Consider the following 21,411-nt stretch of genomic DNA (forward strand, 5'->3'; position numbering starts at 1 on the left):
TTAATAGTACTAAAAAATTGTTTTTTTCGTCAATATTTTCCCCATCTTCCTTAACCTTTAAACAAAAATCACAAAATGTTCTTTATTTCATAATATAAATTAACAAAGTTGAAGGTGATCAACATGAGAAAAAAAATAAAACCATACTATATTCAATCGTTTATTAAACAATTCCGATCTACTCTTGAACAGTTCATCGTTCCTTTAATGATTTTTCAGGGAATTCGAACAATCCTTTTACCAACTATGTTTGATATTATTTTATTAGCCATTTTACTATTTCTAGCAGCCGCGTTGTATATGGAACGGGGTTAAAGCTGACAGATCCCCCATTCATTCTGATGCCAATGAATCGTTTTCTAGTTTTTCATTCCATTTTAAAGCAATGTACCCGGTATTTTTCATTTGCCAGTATGCTCTTAACAGCTGTTTGCAATATTCTAATTCTCCCTTTTCGCTTTTCTTTTTTTGATATTGCCGGACAAGCTTTAATAATTTGGCTGGATAAGATAAATAGCTTACCAACAGCAATCTCTCAGTTTTTGTTAAAGGAAGCACTTTTTCGTAATCTGATATATATTGCACATTTTGATCACTAACGGTTGGTTCCGCTTCGGAGAGGTTCATAAACATTAAGAAAAGGTCATAAATTGGAGTAGCAAATGCTGCATCTTCCATATTAATAAAATAAATTTTCCCTTTTGGATCTAACAGAAAATGAGATAAGGAGACATTTACTTTGTTCAGTGCAATTCGCATGTGAGGGGATTGCTTTATTTCGTTATACCACTCATCAAGCTTCGCTTCAGCAAATAAGATGGCTTGCCTCGTTTCAAAATAATAACTGAAGACCGCCAATTCAAAAGGCGACATATACCATTTTTTTTCGATTTGTTCCATAAATGCTTCCAGCAGGTTGAAATTTCTCTTCCACTTGTTCTGAATCTGTTGATACACTTTTTCGAGCTGAACTTCAGGTATGTTGATTTCCTGTTTTGTTTTTTTATGGAGTTTCGCTAAGTGGTAAAAAAGGATTGAGGCATTTTTTTCATCAACGATTGAACCTTCCATCCAAGGCATTAAATAAAACGATTGCGTTGAGTCATTAACAAACACATTTCCGTTCGTTGTCCTATAAATCGGCACGATTCCTAAATATGGAAAGTCGTGAAAAATTGAATATAATTTTAGAATGTTTCTTTGCTTTTTAATCGTTGTTCGTTTTAAAGCATATGTTCTTTTTTCACAATGAATTTTCAAGACATTTTTTGTTTTTTTCTCTAAATAAATCGGTTTGATTGGATAATGCTGCAAAATCCTCATGGCCGTTTTCAGATCATCGCTCATCTTCCCACTCGCCTTTAAAGAAAATAAAGAAAAGCTTGAGCTGGTTTGATCCCTCTCAAGCCGCTTGCAAAAATTACGTTTGTTGTGTTTCAAGAACCGGGATATATAAAATGTCTCCTTCACTAATCTCTTTATCATGGTGAAATTGATTTACTCGATTGAGCTGCTGGAGCGTAATGTTGTAGCGTTCGCAAATATTTTCGAGCGAGTCTCCCTGCTGGACAATGTACATTCTTAATTTAGAAAATTCTTCTTCTTCATTTTTCGTAAACAATTTTGTTAAATATAAGGTGTTATCATTTTTCCTTACAGATTCTTTTTCTTCATCGTCTTTTTCGACATAATTGGAAATTTTATTGATCACTGGCTTTTCTTCTTCAATGCGGCCTTTCTCTTCCAAACTGACTTGATTTTTCTTCGCTTCAACAGTGAATGTATCGTAATCCGTTTCCGTTTCTTCTTCTCTCTTTAATGGCATCATAAAAACAATGTCTGCCGTCTCTTCATTGTCATCCTTTTGAACAACATCACGATCATGTTCGATTTGCTCATTTTGATCGCGTTCGGCTGTATCGAATTCGAAATATTCATTAAGACTTTTCTGTTCATTGTCTTTTTCAATATTTTCCGCTTTGTTGATTGGTTCATCATTGAAACGATTTTCTTTGAGCGTTGATTCGGTTTCATCTTCTTCCCTTTCATCAGACTGTCGAACAGATGAGATTTCCGCTTCAGCATCTATGATCTCGTCCACTTCATTTGCAGCAGTTTCTTCCGCCTGCTCTTCTCGAATTCCGTAAATGGATAGATCAGCTATAAGCTTTAAACCATTTGCTTCCGGAAAATCATAATCAAATGATTCAATCGCCACAAACACCTCTTCTAAATTGGCAATTCTTTTTTTCGGTATTGTAATATCGACCGGAAGCTCGTGTCTAAATTCCATTACACCGTCATTTCTCGCTTCTACATTTTGTATATAACGGGCGATGGAGGAGGTTTGAAGAAGTTTATCGTTCTGTTGCTCCTCTCCATCGAATTTGTATTCTCCGGAAAGCTCTAGAGCACCTTTTATCGTTACATATCCATCATGTTCTTCAATTGAGATGTCAGGTTCCAGTGAAATGGACAATAGTTCAGAAGGTTGAAAATGATGGCGAAACAAGACCGATTCCTCTACCGAAAATCGTAAAACGGACGTTTCTTCAATGGACATGCGGACTTCCTCCTTTCTCCAATCAATCTAATTTATCGTGCCATTAAAGATGTATGAAGGAGGATGGCAAAATATGCACGGGAAACAAAATCGAGTAGGAGGGAGCGATTAACTCCCGTCCTCTCACACCACCGTACGTACGGTTCCGTATACGGCGGTTCAATTAAGATAATTGACGCAAGTCTTTATAACTTCCGTGAATAGCTGTTCTCTTTATGCCAGTGGTCACTCCACCCTCCAAGAGATCTCCCACGGGATTCACCGCTTCCTCCCTCAAGTGAGGTACTACGTTTTCTGTGTTCATCATGACTCACTGAATGCCAAGGGCTATTCTCTCTTAATTGTTCGGTCCTTCTTAGTTGTTCTAGACCAACTAATACTATGACCTCTGCTGACTTCTGACGGTTCAGCTACTTATCACTAAGTAGGTTATGAAGCGTACTTCACATATCCGCCAGACCTCCCCGGGTAAGAGTGTAATCTTTCCTTCCATCCATCTGCTTCATTTACTCTGTATCACCTTCGGCAGAAAGGGCTTTGTTTTGTCTTGCAAACTCACCCAGTGATACCTAGCCTCATATGAAGTTCGTGTTCCGAGAGACCCAAAGTTTGCCGCTCGCTTCCTTCAGATTCCGCGTCACCACGGACACCCTTGCGTTAAGCTAACTGCTACTTCTGCCTTCGCAGCTCGGGACTTTCACCCTATAGATTACACCCATGCCGGGCGCACAATAAAAGGACCAGCTTCAATCAGAAGCTAGTCCTTTTAGCTCGTTATCTCAAAACCGAAAAAGCTTTTTCACATGCTTCAATTGTTTTTTCAATATCTTCATCCGAATGCTCTGTTGACAGAAACATTCCTTCAAATTGGGAAGGCGGCAAGTAAATGCCTTCATCCGCCATAACACGATAATACTTTGCAAAAAAATCAAGGTTTGATGTTTTTGCTTTTTCGTAATTGACAACATCTTCATTTGTAAAGAAAAATCCGATCATTGATCCCGCTCTATTAATCGTATGAGGGATTTCATATTTTTGAGCAGCTTTGCGCAATCCTTCCTCTAATTTATCCGCTTTTCTTTTAAATTCTTTATATGTGTCTGGTGTAAGCTGAATGAGTGTTTCATATCCGGCTGTCATCGCAAGCGGATTTCCTGAAAGTGTCCCCGCTTGATAAATAGGACCGACAGGAGCGATTTTTTCCATGATGTCCGCCCGTCCGCCATAGGCTCCGACTGGAAGTCCTCCTCCAATGACTTTTCCTAAACATGTCAAATCCGGAGTCACTCCAAAGTATCCTTGGGCGCAATGATAGTCAACGCGAAAACCGGTCATCACTTCGTCAAAAATCAGAAGCGATTCGTATTGTTTGGTGATCTCGCGCAAGCCTTCTAAAAAGCCTTCTTTAGGCGGTACAACACCCATATTTCCGGCTACTGGCTCGACGATCACGGCAGCTATGTCTTCGCCAAATTTTTCAAAAGCAAAGCGGACGCTCTCTAAATCATTATATGGAACAGTAATCGTATGCTGGGCAATTCCTTCCGGCACCCCTGGACTATCCGGAAGCCCTAATGTGGCCACTCCTGATCCAGCTTTAATGAGCAGCGAATCTCCATGGCCATGATAACATCCTTCAAATTTTAAAATTTTATTTCTTCCCGTATATCCGCGGGCAAGGCGCAATGCGCTCATTGTCGCTTCCGTACCAGAGTTCACCATCCGCACAATTTCAACGGAAGGAACCCTCTCCACAACAAGCTCCGCCAGCTTATTTTCAATCAAGGTCGGCGCCCCAAAGCTCGTTCCTTGCTCCGCTATTTTCTTTAATGCTTCAACAACTCTGTCATTGGCATGTCCTAAAATTAACGGTCCCCATGAAAGAACATAATCAATATATTCGTTGCCATCAATGTCATACACTTTAGAACCTTTTCCGCGCTCAATAAAGATCGGATTCATTTGAACGGATTTAAACGCGCGCACAGGGCTGTTGACCCCGCCGGGCATCAACGTCTTCGCTTTTTCAAATGCTTTTATCGAACGTTCATATTTCATGAAATGAGCCCCCTTTTCAATAATCAGACTGTTCATCTAACCAACGGGCAACATCTTTTGCATGGTACGTAATCATTAAATCCGCGCCGGCTCTTTTCATGCTTGTAAGCATTTCAAGGACAGTGCCTTTTTCATCAATCCATCCATTTTCAGCTGCCGCTTTAATCATTGAGTACTCGCCGCTTACATTATAAGCAACGACAGGAAGGTTAAAATGATTTTTAACATCACGGACAATGTCTAAATAAGAAAGCGCCGGTTTCACAATTAAAAAATCGCATCCTTGTTCAACATCTGCTTCTGCTTCCCTTAATGCCTCCAGCCTGTTAGCCGGATCCATCTGGTACGTCTTCCGATCACCGAATTTCGGCGTGCTTTCAGCTGCTTCCCGGAACGGTCCGTAAAAAGCACTGGCATATTTGACCGCATATGACATAATTGGAATATGAACAAAGCCTTCTTCATCAAGCGCTTCCCGAATGGCTGCGACAAATCCGTCCATCATATTGGATGGAGCAATTATATCCGCCCCGGCTTTTGCCTGGCTGACAGCTGTTTTGGCTAATAATTTTAACGAAGCATCATTTACAATTTGCCCGTTTTCCACAACTCCGCAATGACCGTGATCAGTATATTCGCATAGACAAGTATCTGCGATAACGACAAGATCAGAATGCTGCTGTTTAATTTGAGCTATAGCCCGCTGCACGATGCCATGATCATGGTATGCTCCTGAACCGACTTCATCCTTTTCATGAGGAATGCCGAATAAAATAACTGATTTAATTCCCAGCTTGACAACTTCTTCAATTTCTTCATTTAACAGGTCCAATGAAACTTGAAAAACTCCCGGCATCGATTGCACTGGATTTTTTTGATTTTCTCCTTCGACAACAAAAATCGGATATATTAAATCTTCTTTATGAAGGCGGGTTTCCCTGACCATAGCCCGCAGATTAGCTGTATGCCGCAATCGTCTGTGCCGTGCAAAATTCAGCATGATCTATTCCTCCCTTTTTTCTGCGTATGTACACATTTTTTCCAGCATTCCATCAATTGTATATTTTTCCGGCATAATGCAAGTACACTTTATTTTATAAGACAGCAATTTATCTCTTGTTATCGGTCCGATGCAAACAAACACAATATCCTGAATCCTGTTTTCCAACCCGTTTCTTTTGACAATTTGCATAAATGCAGAAGCTGTGGAAGAACTCGTCAGCGTAATAAAATCAATCGTTTTATTTTCAAGCAAATGCAACACTTCTTTTTCATTTTCCAACAATTGTATTGTTTCATAAACAACAAAATCAAAGAAAAAAATCTTTTTTTCTGTTAATACTTCACGTAAATAAGTGCGTGCCAAATTCCCGCGGGCAATTACTATTTTGCTGTCTTGCCGAACATGATCGATTAATTCTTCCGCTAAGCTTTCGGCACGAAACTCTTCAGGACATAAAGAAACCTTCCATCCTATTTTCTCCGCAGCTTTTTTTGTCTTTATACCGACACAAGCAACATTGACGTTTTTCAGATCTTCTAATTCCAATGACAAGTCTTTTACATGTTCGGAAAAATATTGAACGCCGTTTGCACTAGTAAAAACAATCCAGTCTTTAGATGTTAACTGTTTTAAAACGGGGAGGGCATTGAAATCCGTTTCTGTTTTCCTCGTTGCAATTAACGGAACTTCTATAGGACAGCCTCCCGCCGCTTGAATTTTCTTTGAGAATTCGGCAGCCTGGCTGTTCGCTCTCGTCACTAACACATTAAAACCATTCAATGGTTTTTCAGCACTCATTCATGGTTTAGCTCCTTTCTCACTTGTTCGACCAGCTCTTTGGCGCCTTGAGACGATAGAAGTGCTGCCATATCCTTTCCAAGTAAATTCGGATCTTTTCCAGTTTTCGTCTCTTTATATACCGTTTTTCCATTCGGAGATGCAACAAGTGCTGTCAACACAATTTCTTCATTTTCATCAACTTGAGCTAAACCGGCAATAGGCACTTGACAGCTTCCTTCCATATCATGCAAAAAAGCCCGCTCTGTTAAAACGGCTTTCTCCGTCCGTTCGTCATTTAGTTTTCTTAAAGCTGCAAGCAGTTCATGATCATCTTCTCGGCATTCTATCGCCAAAGCTCCCTGACCGACTGCCGGAACGCACATATCAGGCGGTAAAAAGTACGCTTTTTCCAATTCGTCTTTCCAGCCCATTCGTTTAAGACCTGCTGCTGCTAAAATGATTGCATCATAATCGTTGCCTTCCCGCAGCTTCTTTAGACGCGTATCAATATTTCCGCGAATCCAACGGACGGTTACATCGGGGCGGACGGCTAAAATTTGGGCGCTCCTTCTTAAGCTGCTCGTTCCAACAACAGCGCCAGCTTTCAAATCTCTTAAAGTTTGGCAATCCTTCGAAATCAAAACATCGCGGTAATCTTCTCGTTTAGGAATGCAGCCGATCGTCAAGCCATTCGGCAAGACAGACGGCACATCCTTCATGCTGTGCACGGCCATATCAATATCACCGTTTAGCATAGCCTGCTCAATTTCTTTTACAAAAAGGCCTTTCCCGCCTACTTTTGAAAGAGTGACATCAACTATTTTATCACCTTTTGTGACAATTTCTTTTATTTCGAATTCAAATGGGGCTCCAAGCTCTTTTAATCTCTCGATCACCCAATTTGTTTGGGCGATTGCTAACCGACTTCGCCTTGACCCGACAATAATTTTTCGCATAAACATCCTCCTGAGCACATGCATTAATGGAAATTCGATAAGCTTCCAAATAAAAAGAAATTAACTAACAGCACTAAAAATGAGGCAACGTTTAAAAAAGCAATTCTTTTCCATTGCCACTCTTTTACTACTCTGGCATACAAATAAAAACTGTATATGCCTAAAACAGAAAATGAGCCGATCACTTTTGCATCATACCAGTTCAAATTTGGTACCTTTAAATAAGCCCATATCATTCCTAAAATGAGAGCTAATAGCAATATAGGTACACCGATCATATTTAAAACATATGTCATATAATCCAGTTTTGCCAAATCTTGAATGCGATGAAGCCTTTTCCCCCATTTTTTCTTTTTTAATAAGTTGTGCTGTATCAAATAAAGAATGGAAAAAACAAATGAAAGCGAAAACGCTCCGTATGATAGTATCGCCATCGTGATATGGATCAATAACAGTTCTGAAATTAACCTGCTGGATACTTCAGTCGATACTGCCTCTGAAGGAGCAAACGTCCGGATGGCCATAATGATAAAACCAATGACATTCGTAAAGAAGACAATAAAATCGACTCGAAGCAGCCGGTTGATCACAAGGGAAAGAGTGACCAATACCCATGCATAAAAATAAAGACCTTCCGCTATGTTTAAAACCGGAAATCTGCCCGTTTGCGCCATTTGCGAAAATAAAAAAAAGGATTGTAAAACCCAGACAATAGAAAGTAACCAGAAGGCTATTTTGTTTGCCTTCCGGTTATGATGCAAAAAATCTATAAAATATAAGAAAACGCTCAATGCATATAAAACAATCATCAATTCGTTTAATCTAATGATATTCCAATCAAACATATATTAGTTTTTCCTTTCACTTACATTTCAAGTGAAACATTTTTTGAATGCGTTTTTAATTGAACGGAAGGAGTTTGTTCTATTAATTCTTCATCTAAATCTAAATTAAAAATCTCTTTAAATAATTCCAAAGATTGTTCGCCATTTGGAAGAGCAGCCAGCTCTTTCACTTTTAAAATCGGATCTCTCAACATTTGATTGACAATGCTTTTCGTATGTTTATTTAATATTTTTCTTTCGCGTTCTGTCAAATTCGGCAGCTTCCGTTCAATACTTTTCATTGTTTCCGATTGGATAAGAAGAGCTTTTTCCCTCAATGCAGCAATAACCGGAACAACCCCTAATGTATTCAGCCATTTCGAAAACTCCAAGACCTCTTGCTCGATCATGATTTCAATTTGTTCAGCCGCTTCTTTTCTTTCCTGCAAATTCGCTTCGACAATTCCTTCCAAATCATCGATGTCATATAAAAAAATGCTGTCTATTTCACTCAATGCAGGATCTAAATCGCGTGGAACCGCAATATCCACCATCAGAAACGGGCGGCCTTTTCTTAACTTTTCAACATCTAACATCATGTCTTTCGAAATCACAAAACTCTTTGCACCTGTTGAACTAATTAAAATATCTGCCTCAATAAGCGCACACTGAAGCTCAGACATCATTTTTGCTTGTCCGGAAAAACGCTTCGCCAATTCATTCGCCTTTTCAAATGTGCGGTTCATAACCGTAATTTGTTTGACTCCGCTGCCATGTAAATTTTGTACGGCAAGCTCTCCCATTTTTCCTGCGCCTAAAATAAGCACATGCTTGCTGGATAGGTCGCCGAAAATTTTTTTTGCCAATTCTACGGCAGCATAGCTGACGGAAACAGCATTTGAACCGATTTCCGTTTCCGAATGTGCTTCTTTAGCCAATGTAACTGCCTGTTTAAACAGTTGATTAAAAATCGTTCCGATCGTGTTATGTTCTTGAGCTAATAAAAAGCTTGAACGGACTTGTCCTAAAATTTGCGTTTCGCCTAAAATCATAGAATCCAGGCCGCATGCCACCCGAAACAAGTGCTGAACAGCCTGTTCATTTTCAAAGTATTTTAGATACGAATCGAACTCCTCAATGTCCATATTGAACCATTCAGCTAAAAATGCTTTTATATAATAACGCCCTGTATGAAGCTGATCAACAACTGCATAGATTTCTGTCCGGTTGCAGGTGGAAACGATCACGTTTTCCAAAATGCTCTTTTCATTCTTCAACCGTTTCATTGCAGAAGCTAAATCATTGCTGCTAAAACTCAACCTTTCGCGAATTTCAACAGGGGCTGTTTTATAATTTAACCCAACAGCTAAAATATGCATCTCCGACCCCCCAAAAGCAAATACATACTGACTTTATTATAACAAAATATCGACAAAAAAATGTGAACAGTATATGAAACTGTATGATATGATGATAAAGTAAGAAACAGATATAAATTATATTAATTATTACATTAAAAATATTATCAAAAAAGAGAGCCGGAATCAAGTCATCAAAACAGAGGTGATCGTTAAGTGCGTTGGACGTTTGTTGCTATGATTATGCTGGAGATCGGGCTTTATTTCTTGTTGAAAAATTTCGATCTCTTTTTCAATATGAACATGAACACTTTGCCTTTCTTTTTCATCATGTTTGGCATCGCCTTTATGGTTCAGGCAAAAGCGGAAAAGGATGACCAAGCAATCGTTCCTGCCGTTCTGCTGCTTGGCCTTGGCATCCATTTTTTATGGGGAAAATCATTCCCGTTCTGGCCTGATGATTTAACCGCAATGATCTGGATCATTGCCCTTGCTTTCATTATTCGGTCTGCTCAAACAAAAAGCGGGTTTGCACAAGGATTTATCCTTCTTTTGATCGGAAGTTTCCTTTACTATTTTCCTTCCGCTTTGACATCTTTTATTCAAAAGAGCGTTTCCAATTGGCAAGCCTTTTGGCCGATTCTTTTTGTTATTGCAGGTTTGTATTTATTGTTTTTCAGAAAAAAATAAAAGGAAACAGCTCGAAGCGGTTAAGCTTCTCGAGCTTTTCCTTCTGTATCCAGCCTAAAGCAATTTCATTTTATGATAGGAATGGATAAATGGCTGACCATGCATCCTCTTTTCCGTAACCAGTTTCTGCTGAAAAAAGAATAAGCGGATCATTTTTTTCCATTTTTAGCGTTTCTTTCACTACTTTTAAGTGTTTTTGCCATTTTCCTTTAGGAATTTTATCCGCCTTTGTGGCGACAATTACAGCAGGAATTCCATGATATTTTAAAAATTCGTACATCATGACATCATCAGATGTAGGTGCATGGCGGATGTCAATGATAAGAATACATGCTTTAAGCTGTTCTCTTTTGAGCAAATACGCTTCGATCATTTTCCCCCATTTTTCCCGCTCCCTTTTCGACACTTTGGCAAATCCATATCCGGGAACATCAACGAAATAAAATTGATCGTTAATTAAATAAAAGTTTAACGTTTGCGTTTTCCCAGGCTTTGAAGAGGTTCTCGCCAAATTTTTTCTATTGATCATTTTATTAATAAACGAAGATTTCCCGACGTTAGACCTTCCTGCCAGAGCGATTTCTGGAAAATCGGTTGATGGATATTGATCAGATTTAACCGCACTTATGACAATTTCTGCTTTTGTTACCTTCATTCTTTTTCTCCTGCCAATGCATGTTTTAATACTTCATCCATATGTGAGACAAGAACAAAAGTCAATTCTTTTCTTACGCTTTCCGGAATATCATCTAAATCCTTTTCATTTTCCTTCGGCAAAATAATTTTCTTTAAACCGGCACGATGGGCGCTTAATGTTTTTTCTTTTAAACCGCCTATCGGCAGAACGCGGCCTCTTAAAGTAATTTCACCTGTCATTCCGACTTCTTTTCGAACCGGTCTTCCAGTTAATGCTGAAATAAGCGCCGTTGCCATCGTAATGCCTGCAGACGGTCCATCTTTTGGAACAGCTCCTTCAGGCACATGAATATGGATATCATATTGTTCGTGGAAATCTGGATCTATCTTTAGTTCTTTTGTTCTAGATCGAATATAGCTGAAAGCGGCTTGAGCCGATTCCTTCATGACATCTCCGAGCTTTCCGGTTAAAATCAACTTGCCTTTACCCGGAGAGATGGACACTTCAATGGACAGCGTATCGCCGCCGACCGTCGTATATGCGAGACCGGTCGCCACACCGATTTGATCCTGCAATTCTGCCTGACCGTATCGAAACAATTTTTTGCCCAAAAAGTCTTCAAGAGTTTTAGCGGTTACAACAATTCTTTTTCTTTCACCTGTTACAATCGTTTTCGCTGCTTTTCGGCATATTGCTGCGATTTGGCGTTCTAACCCTCTTACCCCTGCTTCGCGCGTATAATAACGAATTATATTTAAAATTGCTTCTTCTCTTATTTGCAAGTGACCTTTTTTCAGTCCATGCTCTATTAATTGTTTTGGAAGAAGATGATCTTTGGCGATATGAACTTTTTCTAATTCGGTATAACCGGCAATTGTGATAATTTCCATTCTGTCGCGCAGCGGACCTGGAATAGTTGCTAAATTATTAGCTGTCGCAATAAACATGACTTTTGATAAATCATACGGCTCTTCAATATAATGATCGCTGAAATTATGGTTTTGCTCTGGATCCAGCACTTCAAGGAGAGCAGCTGAAGGATCACCGCGAAAATCGCTGGACATTTTATCAATTTCATCCAGCAAAAATACCGGATTAATCGTTCCCGCTTTTTTCATCCCTTGAATGATCCGACCCGGCATCGCACCGACATATGTTCTTCTATGGCCTCTTATTTCCGATTCATCCCGAACGCCGCCAAGAGAAATTCGAACGAACTTTCTATTTAATGATTTTGCAACAGAACGGGCAAGAGATGTTTTCCCAACGCCAGGCGGTCCCACTAAACATAAAATAGGGCCTTTAAGCGAATTTGTTAATTTTTGCACTGCTAAATATTCAAGCACCCGTTCCTTTACTTTATCTAGTCCGTAATGCTCTTCATTTAAGATCACTTCCGCCAGCTTTATATCCAGTCTGTCCTCTGTTGCCTTGTTCCACGGCAAGGAAATGAGCCAGTCTAAATAATTGCGGATCACCGCACTTTCAGCGGATGTTGAAGGGATTTTTTCATATCGGCTGAGCTCTTTCATAGCCGTTTTATAAACATGTTCCGGCATTCCCGATTTTTCAATTTTTTCAGTCAAATCTTCTATTTCGCCCGTTTTCCCTTCCTTTTCTCCGAGCTCTTTTTGAATGGCCTTCATTTGTTCGCGCAAATAATATTCTTTTTGCGTCCGTTCCATTGATTGACGGACCCGCTGGCCTATTTTCTTTTCAAGCTGCAGAACTTCCTTCTCATTATGGAGCATTTGAATAATTTTATTTAATCTTTCTTTCACATCAAATGTTTCTAATATTTCTTGCTTATCTTTCAGCTTGATCGGCAAGTGAGAAGCAATAATATCGGCCAATCTTCCTGGTTCCTCTATATCCAAAACGGTTGCAAACGTCTCACTTGAAATTTTTTTAGACATTTTTATGTATTGCTCAAAATATTCAAGCGCAGTTCGCATCAAAGCTTCTTCTTCAACATCTTTTTGAAGCGGTTCTTCATAAGTATCAACTTGTACAGAAATATATGGTTCCTTGCTTTCAAAACTTTTGATTTCGCCTCTTTTTTGTCCCTCGACAAGCACGCGAATGGTGCCGTTCGGCAGTTTGAGCATTTGCTTAATTTTCGTCAGCGTTCCAATATGGTATAAATCATCCTCTTTTGGATCATCTATTGAAACTTCCTTTTGTGTTGTTAAAAATATCATATGATCATCCATCATCGCCTTCTCAAGCGCCTGTACAGATTTATCGCGTCCTACATCTAAATGTAGCACCATCGATGGATAAACTAACAAACCTCGAAGCGGTAGGAGGGGGACGATTCTATTCTCTTTTTTCGCCATATTTTTACACCTCCATCATGTGAAAAATAGATTATACAGCGTCCTTGTTCAATTCTATCCTATTCTTTCTGCACTGTCTATTTTCAAACTTATCTTTATTGAAAGGAATAAATAACTGCCTCAACAAAAATAAAGGTTCAGTGCCACGGCCTGAACCCTGTTAGGCATTTGGAATGAAGACGCTGCTTTAAACCGATTTTTTCTCTATGATTGTCTCTGGATAAATTTGCTCCGTTGGAGGATTGATAAGCGCACAATCTAACACTTCCTGAAAGCTTCGAACAGGAATAATTTCAATGTTTTCAATCGTTTTTAAAATTGACTGCATATTCTCCTCTGGTATGATCACTTTTTTGGCACCTGCCATCTTGGCAGCTTTTATTTTTGGAATAATTCCGCCAATCGGTTTTACATTCCCATGAATGCTGATCTCTCCAGTCATCGCAACGGTATTATCAACAGGAATTTTGTGGATGGCAGAAAAAATGCCGGTTGCCATCGCTATTCCTGCACTCGGTCCATCAACAGGTACCCCGCCGGGAAAGTTTACATGAATATCATAATCATGGGCATTAACTCCCATTGATCGTAACACTGTTATGACATTTTCAACGGAGCCTTTGGCCATGCTTTTTCTTTTGATGGATTTTCCGCGGTCGCCAATGTTTTCTTCTTCTACAATACCTGTAATGTTGATCGTTCCTTTTTCTTTTGCCGGAATAACCGTCACTTCCACCTCTAATAAAGAGCCGCTGTTTGGTCCGTAAACAGCAAGACCGTTCACCAGTCCAACTTTAGGTTCATTTCCAATTTTCTTTTCATATTTTGGTGTAAGCTGGCTGAAATGGACAATCCATTCAATATCTTCGACTTTCACTTCATTTCGGTCCTCGGTGATAGCAATTCCAGCAGCAATTTGCATCATATTGGCAATTTCTCTTCCATTGCGGGCATAAGAAGTTAAAATGGATATTCCTTTTTCTGAAATTTTTACATTTACTTTTTCAGCCGCTTTCCGAGCAACGACCGCGAGTTCATCGGCCGTTAAATCTCTAAAAAATACTTCAAGGCAGCGCGAGCGAATGGCGGGCGGTATTTCAGATGGTGTTCTTGTAGTTGCCCCGATCAAGCGAAAATCAGCCGGGAGACCGTTTTGGAAAATATCATGAATATGACTTGGAATTTGAGAATTTTCTTCACTATAATAGGCGCTTTCTAAAAAAACTTTTCGGTCTTCAAGTACTTTTAACAGTTTATTCATTTGAATGGGATGGAGTTCGCCAATTTCATCAATAAACAACACGCCGCCGTGTGCATGAGTCACTGCTCCTTGTTTCGGCTGTGGAATTCCGGCTTGTCCCATTGCCCCAGCACCTTGATAAATGGGATCATGAACAGAACCTATTAAAGGATCAGCTATTCCCCGTTCATCAAATCTCGCTGTTGTTGCATCCAATTCAACAAAAACAGCATTATGTTGAAAAGGAGACTTTTTATTTCTTTTCGCTTCTTCAAGAACGAGCCTTGCAGCAGCCGTTTTTCCTACACCAGGAGGTCCGTAAATAATAACATGCTGGGGATTCGGCCCGCATAAAGCCGCTTTTAATGCTTTGATGCCATCCTCCTGTCCGACGATGTCAGAAAAGCTTTTTGGACGAATTCGTTCTGAAAGCGGCTTTGATAATTGGATAGCTCTCATTTTTCTCAATTGTTCCATTTCTTTTTTCGACTCGCGGTCAATGGAAATTTTTTGCGTCCGCTGATTCCGCAATAAATTCCAAAAATAAAGACCGACAATGACTCCGAAAATTAATTGTATGAAAAGGGCAATCCCTGTCCAGTTCATCCTGAGTTTCCTCCTCAACAAATGTTTATCCCCTATTATCTCCTTTGCATATACGGATTAAACATATGTTGAGGACGGATTTTAATGAAAAGAAGGATCGAGTTGTATGAACTCGATCCTTCTTATTTTTATGAGAACAACTATCCTTTTACAAAACCAAACTGCTGCAAATTCAGACTAAAAAGCCCGTCAAAACGTGTCTTATGCGGAAGTTTTCGTATCTTCATTTATAATGGTTCCATCATTTGCAATCAGCTTCGGAGGAATTTTTTCTCTTACAGTGTTTGCCGTGATGACACATTTTGTAATATCATCACGAGACGGCAATTCAAACATCACATCAAGCATAATGCCTTCAATGATAGAACGAAGGCCGCGCGCACCTGTTTTTCGTTCAATTGCTTTTTTCGCAATTTCTGATAATGCTTCTTCTTCAAATTCCAGCTCAACGCCATCTAGCTCGAGCATTTTTTGATATTGTTTAACAAGCGCGTTTTTCGGTTTTGTTAATATTTCGACAAGTGCTGCTTCATCAAGCGGTTCAAGGCTGGCAATGACAGGCAAACGCCCGATAAATTCCGGAATTAACCCGAATTTTAATAAATCCTCAGGTAGCACCTTTGAAAGCAGCTGCTTTTGATCAAGCTCTTTGTTTCGGCTATCTGCTCCAAATCCAATGACCTTTTGCCCTAATCTGCGCTTGATGATTTGCTCTATGCCGTCAAATGCTCCGCCGCAAATAAATAATATATTAGTCGTATCGATTTGGATAAATTCTTGATGCGGATGTTTTCTTCCACCTTGTGGAGGAACACTTGCTACAGTTCCTTCCAAAATTTTCAGAAGTGCTTGTTGGACGCCTTCACCAGACACATCTCTTGTAATGGATGGATTTTCTGATTTTCTAGCAATTTTGTCAATCTCATCGATGTAAATAATTCCTTTTTCCGCTTTTTCCACATCGTAATCAGCAGCTTGGATTAGCTTCAGCAAAATATTTTCAACATCTTCCCCAACGTATCCAGCTTCCGTTAACGACGTTGCGTCAGCAATTGCAAATGGAACATTCAAAATGCGTGCAAGTGTTTGTGCAAGCAGCGTTTTTCCGCTTCCTGTCGGCCCGATTAACACAATATTACTTTTGGACAGCTCAACATCATCAATTTTATTGTTTGAATTAATCCGCTTATAATGGTTGTAAACTGCAACCGCCAAAGATTTTTTTGCCTGCTCCTGCCCGATTACATATTCATCTAAGATGCTGAGAATTTCTTTCGGTTTCGGAACATCCTTAAATTCAGCCTCTTCTTCCGTGCCAAGCTCCTCTTCTACAATTTCTGTGCAAAGTTCAATACATTCATCGCATATATAGACGCCAGGACCAGCAACCAGCTTTCTCACTTGATCTTGAGTTTTTCCGCAAAACGAACATTTTAACTGTCCCTTTTCATCGTTAAACTTAAACATGATATCACCCCTTAATTTCCTTCATTGCCTCCCCACCCATATATAAACCGCACGCATGAATCGGGGAACAATGCTTTTCAAACAAAAGAAAAGTATGTATCGCATTTTATCATAAAACAAAAGAAAAGCGGTAATGAAAAGTATGTATAGTTATGTGACAATTATTATGTACAGTTTCGAACGATTTAACGCTTTTCATTTTATAAAACAAGGCACGATCAAATCGCGCCTTGTTATCAACTTTATCAAAGATCATGATGTTCCTATAACTATATTATGCAACATCTTTTCTATTTTCTACAAGAAAATCGACCGCTTTTTTAATTTTTAAATCTTCTTTTATTCCTTCTGTTGAACCGAGTGCTCTCTTTACGCTTTCAACTGGCATATTGTACATGTCAGCCATTTTTTGCAGCTCTTCATTTACTTCTTCTTCTGTCACATCAATGTTTTCAGCTTTCGCAATTGCTTCTAATGTTAAGTTATATTTCACGCGCTTTTCAGCGTCTTTTCTCATTTGTTCACGTAATTCTTCTTCGCTTTGGCCAGAGAATTGGTAATACAGTTCTAAGTTCAAGCCTTGCAATTGCAAGCGTTGTTGAAATTCATTCATCATTCTTTCAAGTTCATTGTCAATCATCACTTGCGGAATGTCCACTTCAACATTTTCTGCAGCTTTTTCAACAAGTTCATCACGAAGTTTATTTTCAGCTTGTGTGTTCTTTTGCTCTTCTAAACGCTCTCTAATTTTCGCCTTTAATTCTTCAAGTGTTTCAACCTCATCGTTTACATCTTTTGCAAATTCATCATCCAATGCAGGGAGTTCTTTCGTTTTGATTTCATGAATTTTCACTTTAAAGACAGCCGGTTTTCCAGCAAGCTTTTCCTCATGATATTCTTCAGGGAACGTTACTTCTACATCCTTTTCTTCGCCTGCTTCAAGCCCGATCAACTGATCTTCAAAACCAGGGATAAATGTGCCGGAGCCGACTTCCAAAGAATAATTCTCAGCTTTTCCGCCTTCAAACGCTTCGCCGTCAACAAAACCTTCGAAGTCGAGGACGACTGTATCTCCCTCTTCCACTTTTCCTTCTTCTTTCACAACCAATTCAGCATGCCGTTCTTGAAGCTGTTTTAATTCGTTTTCCACATCTTCATCCGTAACGGTTGTATCTTCTTTTTGGACATCCAAACCTTTATATTCGCCAAGTTTCACTTCTGGTTTGACCGTTACTTTAGCCGTAAAAATAAGCGGTTTATCTTTTTCAATTTGTTCAATATCAATTTCAGGACGGTCTACCGGTTCAATTCCAGCTTCTTCAACCGCTTTTGGGTAAACTTCTGGAAGCAAAATATCAAGCGCATCTTGATATAGCGCCTCAACACCGAATCTCTTTTCAAAAATAGGGCGCGGCACTCTTCCTTTGCGGAATCCTGGAACAGCTACATTTTTTACAACTTTTTTAAATGCTCGATCCAGCGCTTCTTTAAATGTTTGTGCATCTACTTCAACGGTTAAGACTCCTTCGTTTTTCTCTAATTTTTCCCATTTAACTGACATTTGTTTCCCTCCAACAATCTATAAATATTATTCGTGAGTACACGATAAAAATTTTTTATATGCCTTGTCCGTAAAGAAACAAGCCATAAAATAAATATGTCAAAAAAGGATAACCGGCACCAATAGCAAGAAAGGTGCATACAAAAAATATACATTTTACAACCATTTTATTATACCATAGGATTCAATCCTTTCAATAGGACTCTACCATCTAATGTTTGAAATTTCTTCAATTTGTCTAATTTTATCGCAAACTGAAATAAACTCAGCACTTTTTATGTTGTAAATCCGCTCAACTTCCGTCAGCTTGATGACGATCCCAAAAATTTCGTAGCCAACGTAATGAAGCGCTGCTGCCCAAATATTTGCATTTTCCGGTTTAGGATGAAAAGGATACATGACATATAAATGACGAATCCATATATCTTTTACAGCTTCGAAAAGGGTTGGATTTTCATTTCCTAAAAAATCGTCCAAAAGATTGAGCACTTTTTTGGCAAACGTCATTTCTAATAAATCTTGAAGATGGATAGGATTTACAGCGGTAGTTTCCCCGAATTTCTCAACGGTCATTATTCGTGCTATTTCATGATCTCGCAATATTTGCAGCAGCATTGTTTTCACAACCGGATGGACCGTTTTTGACTGAAGCATCTCTTCAATCGTATGTAAATTTTTTTTAACATTATTATTATTTTTGATCGAATGTATGTAGGAAATTTGCTTGTCCAGCCTGCTGAAAAGATCATCGTCATTCGGTTCTGGACTGATTTGCTCTTCGCTCATCCTCCGGCTAAAATGAAGCAGCTTGTAAAACTGTTCTGCATGTGCTGCCGGAAGTTTATTTTCTTCCAAAACCGCTTCAATCGTCGTTTTTACCTCATCATATTGTCCAAGCTGTACTAAAATCGTTAAATACATCTGCAATATTTCAAAATAATTTCCTTTTGCTTCGTGAAGCATTTTTTTACAAATTTGTTTTGCTTCCTGATATTCTCCAAGCTCCATTAAGCATAAAGCAATTCCTATTTCAATATCAGGGTGATTTGAATTCCAAGATCTCGCCTCTAAAAAAAGGTCGAGCGCTTGTTCAAATTGTTTATTATGTAACGCATTCATTCCTTTTTCAATCAATCGTTCATTAAGTCGGGGAAAGGGAATGATTTTTCCATTCGCTTTTTTCATTGTAGAAAACCTCTTTATGATTTTGCTACAAGTTTACCAGCTGAGCAACGAGAAAACAAGAATCAAAAGAAAAAGCGGAGGATGCAATCATCATCCCCACGCTTTTGCCTTTTGTTCAAATTGGCTGATCTGCTCTTCATATAATAATGTAAATCCTATTTCGTCGCGTCCATTTAAAAGCATTTCCTTCCAATGCTCATTAATGTCAAAATGAAACTCAAATCCTTCTTGATCAAATACTTTTTGCTGCTCTAAATCAATCGTGCATTCGTACACATTTCCTTCCGCTTTTTTGAGCAATGTTTCAAACACTTCTTCATTGACCCGTATCGGCAGGATTCCGTTTTTTAAACAGTTTTGATAAAAAATATCTGCGAAGCTAGGCGCGATAATTGCGCGGAAACCAAAGTCTGCTAAAGCCCATGGAGCATGCTCTCTTGATGAACCGCAACCGAAATTTTCGCCAGCCAGCAAAATTTGTGCGCCTTTGTAGACTGGCTGATTTAACTCGAATTGTGGATTTTCCTCACCATTATCTAAATATCTCCAATCAAAAAAAGCAAATCTTCCATAACCTGTCCGTTCAATTCGTTTTAAAAATTGTTTCGGAATGATTTGGTCCGTATCCACATTTGTTCTATTTAATACTGCAATATGGCTAGTTAATGTTGTAAAAGGCTGCATGCTGCTTCTTCCCTCCTCATTTTACTGCTTCAAGCTTCTCTGTCCGAATATCAACAAACTTACCATAAATTGCTGCCAGTGCTGCCATTGCAGGACTCACTAAGTGAGTTCTTGCCCCTTTCCCTTGACGTCCTTCAAAGTTGCGGTTGGAAGTAGACGCACATCGTTTTCCAGGAGGCACGACATCGTTATTCATGCTTAAACACATGCTGCATCCAGAATCTCTCCATTCAAAACCAGCATTGATGAAAATTTCATGCAATCCTTCTTGTTCTGCTGCTTGTTTTACTTTTTGGGAGCCTGGAACTACGATCGCTTTCACATTTGGAGCAACCTTTCGTCCTTTAATTACATTCGCCGCTGCACGCAAATCAGTTAGTCTTGAGTTTGTACATGATCCAATGAATACATAATCGATTTCAATGTCTTGAATGTTCGTTCCCGGTTCAAGTCCCATGTACTCATACGCCCGTTTGAAGGAAGCTGCTTCATTTTCATTGCGTGCATCCTCAAGTGTCGGAATCGAATGGTCAACAGGCAGCACCATGCTTGGATTTGTACCCCAGGTAACCATCGGTGCGATGTCTTCCCCGCGGATTTCAATCGTTTTATCAAATGTAGCTCCTGGATCAGATCTTAAAGATTTCCAGTAAGCAACTGCTTTTTCGAACTCTTCCCCTTTCGGAGCATATTTTCTTCCTTTTATATAATTAAAGGTTGTTTCATCCGGAGCTATTAAACCGGCGCGGGCACCTGCTTCGATTGACATATTGCAAATAGTCATCCGTTCATCCATTGATAAGCTTTCAATCACTTCACCCGAATATTCAATAACATAGCCTGTACCGAAATCAACACCAAATTTTCCAATAATGTAAAGGATGACGTCTTTGGCCGTGACTCCTTCTGACAAAGATCCTGTCACTTTCACTTGCAAAGTTTTCGGACGGTGCTGCCATAATGTTTGAGTGGCCAAAACGTGTTCTACTTCACTTGTTCCGATTCCAAATGCCAGCGCCCCAAAAGCGCCGTGTGTCGATGTATGGCTGTCTCCGCATACAATAGTCTTTCCTGGAAGAGTAAGCCCTAATTCCGGACCGATAACATGGACAATTCCTTGATCATCGCTGTCTAATCCTGCCAGAGTAATTCCAAATTCTTGGCAGTTTCTTTCTAAAGCACTTATTTGGTTTTTAGCTACATCATCTTCAATGACAAAGCGGTTCACGGTTGGGATATTATGATCCATTGTGGCAAAGGTGAGATCAGGACGTCTCACTTTCCGTCCGTTTTGTCTCAATCCTTCAAAAGCTTGCGGTGATGTAACTTCATGTATGAGATGAAGGTCAATATAAAGCAGATCCGGTTTTCCCTCTTCCCTTACGACCACATGATCATCCCAGATTTTTTCTATTATGTTTCGAGGCTTCATTTTCTTTTTCCCCCTATTTCCTGTTTTG

General features: G+C 39.3%; 18 protein-coding genes. 2 read left to right on the top strand and 16 right to left on the bottom strand.

All coding sequences use genetic code 11. The features are described 5' to 3' along the window. The first annotated feature begins 123 nt into the window (after window positions 1-123). Window positions 124-315, top strand: coding sequence for a hypothetical protein (locus NSQ71_RS13530; protein ID WP_327847811.1), 192 nt, complete (start codon window positions 124-126; stop codon window positions 313-315). Window positions 316-333: 18 nt separating this feature from the next. On the opposite strand, the gene ysxE is transcribed toward NSQ71_RS13530, so the two are convergent. From ysxE to hemA, 8 genes are all read right to left on the bottom strand, one after another. Beyond that, the gene (ysxE, locus tag NSQ71_RS13535) at window positions 334-1,347 is read right to left on the bottom strand and encodes a spore coat protein YsxE (RefSeq protein ID WP_340734095.1); all 1,014 of its coding nucleotides are present in this window, start codon (window positions 1,345-1,347) and stop codon (window positions 334-336) included. Window positions 1,348-1,420: 73 nt separating this feature from the next. Beyond that, window positions 1,421-2,563, bottom strand: coding sequence for a stage VI sporulation protein D (gene spoVID, locus NSQ71_RS13540; RefSeq protein WP_340734096.1), 1,143 nt, complete (start codon window positions 2,561-2,563; stop codon window positions 1,421-1,423). Window positions 2,564-3,337: 774 nt separating this feature from the next. After that, window positions 3,338-4,621 carry a glutamate-1-semialdehyde 2,1-aminomutase gene (gene hemL, locus NSQ71_RS13545; protein ID WP_144597683.1) on the bottom strand — a complete coding sequence of 428 codons (1,284 nt, stop codon included), beginning with the start codon at window positions 4,619-4,621 and terminating at the stop codon, window positions 3,338-3,340. 16 nt (window positions 4,622-4,637) lie between these two features. Beyond that, a complete protein-coding gene (hemB, locus tag NSQ71_RS13550; protein WP_144597681.1) occupies window positions 4,638-5,621 on the bottom strand; it encodes a porphobilinogen synthase in 984 nt (327 codons plus the stop codon). A gap of 3 nt (window positions 5,622-5,624) precedes the next feature. Next, on the bottom strand, window positions 5,625-6,422 hold the full coding sequence (locus tag NSQ71_RS13555; RefSeq protein ID WP_340734097.1) for a uroporphyrinogen-III synthase: 798 nt from the start codon (window positions 6,420-6,422) through the stop codon (window positions 5,625-5,627). Continuing rightward, window positions 6,419-7,360 carry a hydroxymethylbilane synthase gene (gene hemC / locus NSQ71_RS13560; protein ID WP_063387469.1) on the bottom strand — a complete coding sequence of 314 codons (942 nt, stop codon included), beginning with the start codon at window positions 7,358-7,360 and terminating at the stop codon, window positions 6,419-6,421. The genes NSQ71_RS13555 and hemC overlap by 4 nt, the downstream gene beginning before the upstream one ends. A 23-nt stretch (window positions 7,361-7,383) precedes the next feature. Further along, a complete protein-coding gene (locus tag NSQ71_RS13565) occupies window positions 7,384-8,205 on the bottom strand; it encodes a cytochrome c biogenesis protein (RefSeq protein ID WP_063387468.1) in 822 nt (273 codons plus the stop codon). A gap of 20 nt (window positions 8,206-8,225) precedes the next feature. Continuing rightward, on the bottom strand, window positions 8,226-9,563 hold the full coding sequence (gene hemA / locus NSQ71_RS13570) for a glutamyl-tRNA reductase (RefSeq protein WP_340734098.1): 1,338 nt from the start codon (window positions 9,561-9,563) through the stop codon (window positions 8,226-8,228). Between the two features lie 195 nt (window positions 9,564-9,758). Here hemA and NSQ71_RS13575 point away from each other — a divergent pair, with 195 nt between their 5' ends. Continuing rightward, window positions 9,759-10,232: a LiaF transmembrane domain-containing protein gene (locus tag NSQ71_RS13575; RefSeq protein WP_339193183.1), complete on the top strand. Its 474-nt coding sequence runs from the start codon at window positions 9,759-9,761 to the stop codon at window positions 10,230-10,232. Between the two features lie 70 nt (window positions 10,233-10,302). Here NSQ71_RS13575 and yihA read toward each other — a convergent pair whose 3' ends face one another. The 8 genes from yihA to leuC form a co-directional block, all read right to left on the bottom strand. Further along, a complete protein-coding gene (gene yihA / locus NSQ71_RS13580) occupies window positions 10,303-10,887 on the bottom strand; it encodes a ribosome biogenesis GTP-binding protein YihA/YsxC (protein ID WP_063387465.1) in 585 nt (194 codons plus the stop codon). Beyond that, complete coding sequence (gene lon, locus NSQ71_RS13585; protein WP_340734099.1) at window positions 10,884-13,208, bottom strand: endopeptidase La; 2,325 nt, start codon at window positions 13,206-13,208, stop codon at window positions 10,884-10,886. The genes yihA and lon overlap by 4 nt, the downstream gene beginning before the upstream one ends. 187 nt (window positions 13,209-13,395) lie before the next feature. Then, window positions 13,396-15,054, bottom strand: a complete 1,659-nt coding sequence (gene lonB / locus NSQ71_RS13590) for an ATP-dependent protease LonB (RefSeq protein ID WP_340734100.1) — start codon at window positions 15,052-15,054, stop codon at window positions 13,396-13,398. A 201-nt stretch (window positions 15,055-15,255) separates the two neighbouring features. Beyond that, a complete protein-coding gene (gene clpX, locus NSQ71_RS13595) occupies window positions 15,256-16,521 on the bottom strand; it encodes an ATP-dependent protease ATP-binding subunit ClpX (protein ID WP_066249773.1) in 1,266 nt (421 codons plus the stop codon). Window positions 16,522-16,795: 274 nt separating this feature from the next. Next, window positions 16,796-18,082: a trigger factor gene (tig, locus tag NSQ71_RS13600; protein WP_063387461.1), complete on the bottom strand. Its 1,287-nt coding sequence runs from the start codon at window positions 18,080-18,082 to the stop codon at window positions 16,796-16,798. A gap of 204 nt (window positions 18,083-18,286) precedes the next feature. Beyond that, the gene (locus NSQ71_RS13605) at window positions 18,287-19,267 is read right to left on the bottom strand and encodes a tetratricopeptide repeat protein (RefSeq protein WP_339193186.1); all 981 of its coding nucleotides are present in this window, start codon (window positions 19,265-19,267) and stop codon (window positions 18,287-18,289) included. Window positions 19,268-19,357: 90 nt separating this feature from the next. Next, window positions 19,358-19,951, bottom strand: coding sequence for a 3-isopropylmalate dehydratase small subunit (gene leuD / locus NSQ71_RS13610; protein ID WP_063387459.1), 594 nt, complete (start codon window positions 19,949-19,951; stop codon window positions 19,358-19,360). 16 nt (window positions 19,952-19,967) lie between these two features. Further along, window positions 19,968-21,383 carry a 3-isopropylmalate dehydratase large subunit gene (gene leuC, locus NSQ71_RS13615; protein WP_340734101.1) on the bottom strand — a complete coding sequence of 472 codons (1,416 nt, stop codon included), beginning with the start codon at window positions 21,381-21,383 and terminating at the stop codon, window positions 19,968-19,970. Between the last annotated feature and the right edge of the window lie 28 nt (window positions 21,384-21,411).

The organism is Aeribacillus sp. FSL M8-0235 (assembly GCF_038000355.1).
GTDB classification, from domain to species: Bacteria; Bacillota; Bacilli; order Bacillales; family Aeribacillaceae; genus Aeribacillus; species Aeribacillus composti.

What these genes read in the sequence shown, in the direction of transcription:
- NSQ71_RS13530 (WP_327847811.1), top strand. Translation starts at nt 124, where the DNA reads ATGAGAAAAAAAATAAAACCATACTATATTCAATCGTTTATTAAACAA.
- ysxE (WP_340734095.1), bottom strand. Translation starts at nt 1,347, where the DNA reads ATGAGCGATGATCTGAAAACGGCCATGAGGATTTTGCAGCATTATCCA.
- spoVID (WP_340734096.1), bottom strand. Translation starts at nt 2,563, where the DNA reads ATGTCCATTGAAGAAACGTCCGTTTTACGATTTTCGGTAGAGGAATCG.
- hemL (WP_144597683.1), bottom strand. Translation starts at nt 4,621, where the DNA reads ATGAAATATGAACGTTCGATAAAAGCATTTGAAAAAGCGAAGACGTTG.
- hemB (WP_144597681.1), bottom strand. Translation starts at nt 5,621, where the DNA reads ATGCTGAATTTTGCACGGCACAGACGATTGCGGCATACAGCTAATCTG.
- NSQ71_RS13555 (WP_340734097.1), bottom strand. Translation starts at nt 6,422, where the DNA reads ATGAGTGCTGAAAAACCATTGAATGGTTTTAATGTGTTAGTGACGAGA.
- hemC (WP_063387469.1), bottom strand. Translation starts at nt 7,360, where the DNA reads ATGCGAAAAATTATTGTCGGGTCAAGGCGAAGTCGGTTAGCAATCGCC.
- NSQ71_RS13565 (WP_063387468.1), bottom strand. Translation starts at nt 8,205, where the DNA reads ATGTTTGATTGGAATATCATTAGATTAAACGAATTGATGATTGTTTTA.
- hemA (WP_340734098.1), bottom strand. Translation starts at nt 9,563, where the DNA reads ATGCATATTTTAGCTGTTGGGTTAAATTATAAAACAGCCCCTGTTGAA.
- yihA (WP_063387465.1), bottom strand. Translation starts at nt 10,887, where the DNA reads ATGAAGGTAACAAAAGCAGAAATTGTCATAAGTGCGGTTAAATCTGAT.
- lon (WP_340734099.1), bottom strand. Translation starts at nt 13,208, where the DNA reads ATGGCGAAAAAAGAGAATAGAATCGTCCCCCTCCTACCGCTTCGAGGT.
- lonB (WP_340734100.1), bottom strand. Translation starts at nt 15,054, where the DNA reads ATGAACTGGACAGGGATTGCCCTTTTCATACAATTAATTTTCGGAGTC.
- clpX (WP_066249773.1), bottom strand. Translation starts at nt 16,521, where the DNA reads ATGTTTAAGTTTAACGATGAAAAGGGACAGTTAAAATGTTCGTTTTGC.
- tig (WP_063387461.1), bottom strand. Translation starts at nt 18,082, where the DNA reads ATGTCAGTTAAATGGGAAAAATTAGAGAAAAACGAAGGAGTCTTAACC.
- NSQ71_RS13605 (WP_339193186.1), bottom strand. Translation starts at nt 19,267, where the DNA reads ATGAAAAAAGCGAATGGAAAAATCATTCCCTTTCCCCGACTTAATGAA.
- leuD (WP_063387459.1), bottom strand. Translation starts at nt 19,951, where the DNA reads ATGCAGCCTTTTACAACATTAACTAGCCATATTGCAGTATTAAATAGA.
- leuC (WP_340734101.1), bottom strand. Translation starts at nt 21,383, where the DNA reads ATGAAGCCTCGAAACATAATAGAAAAAATCTGGGATGATCATGTGGTC.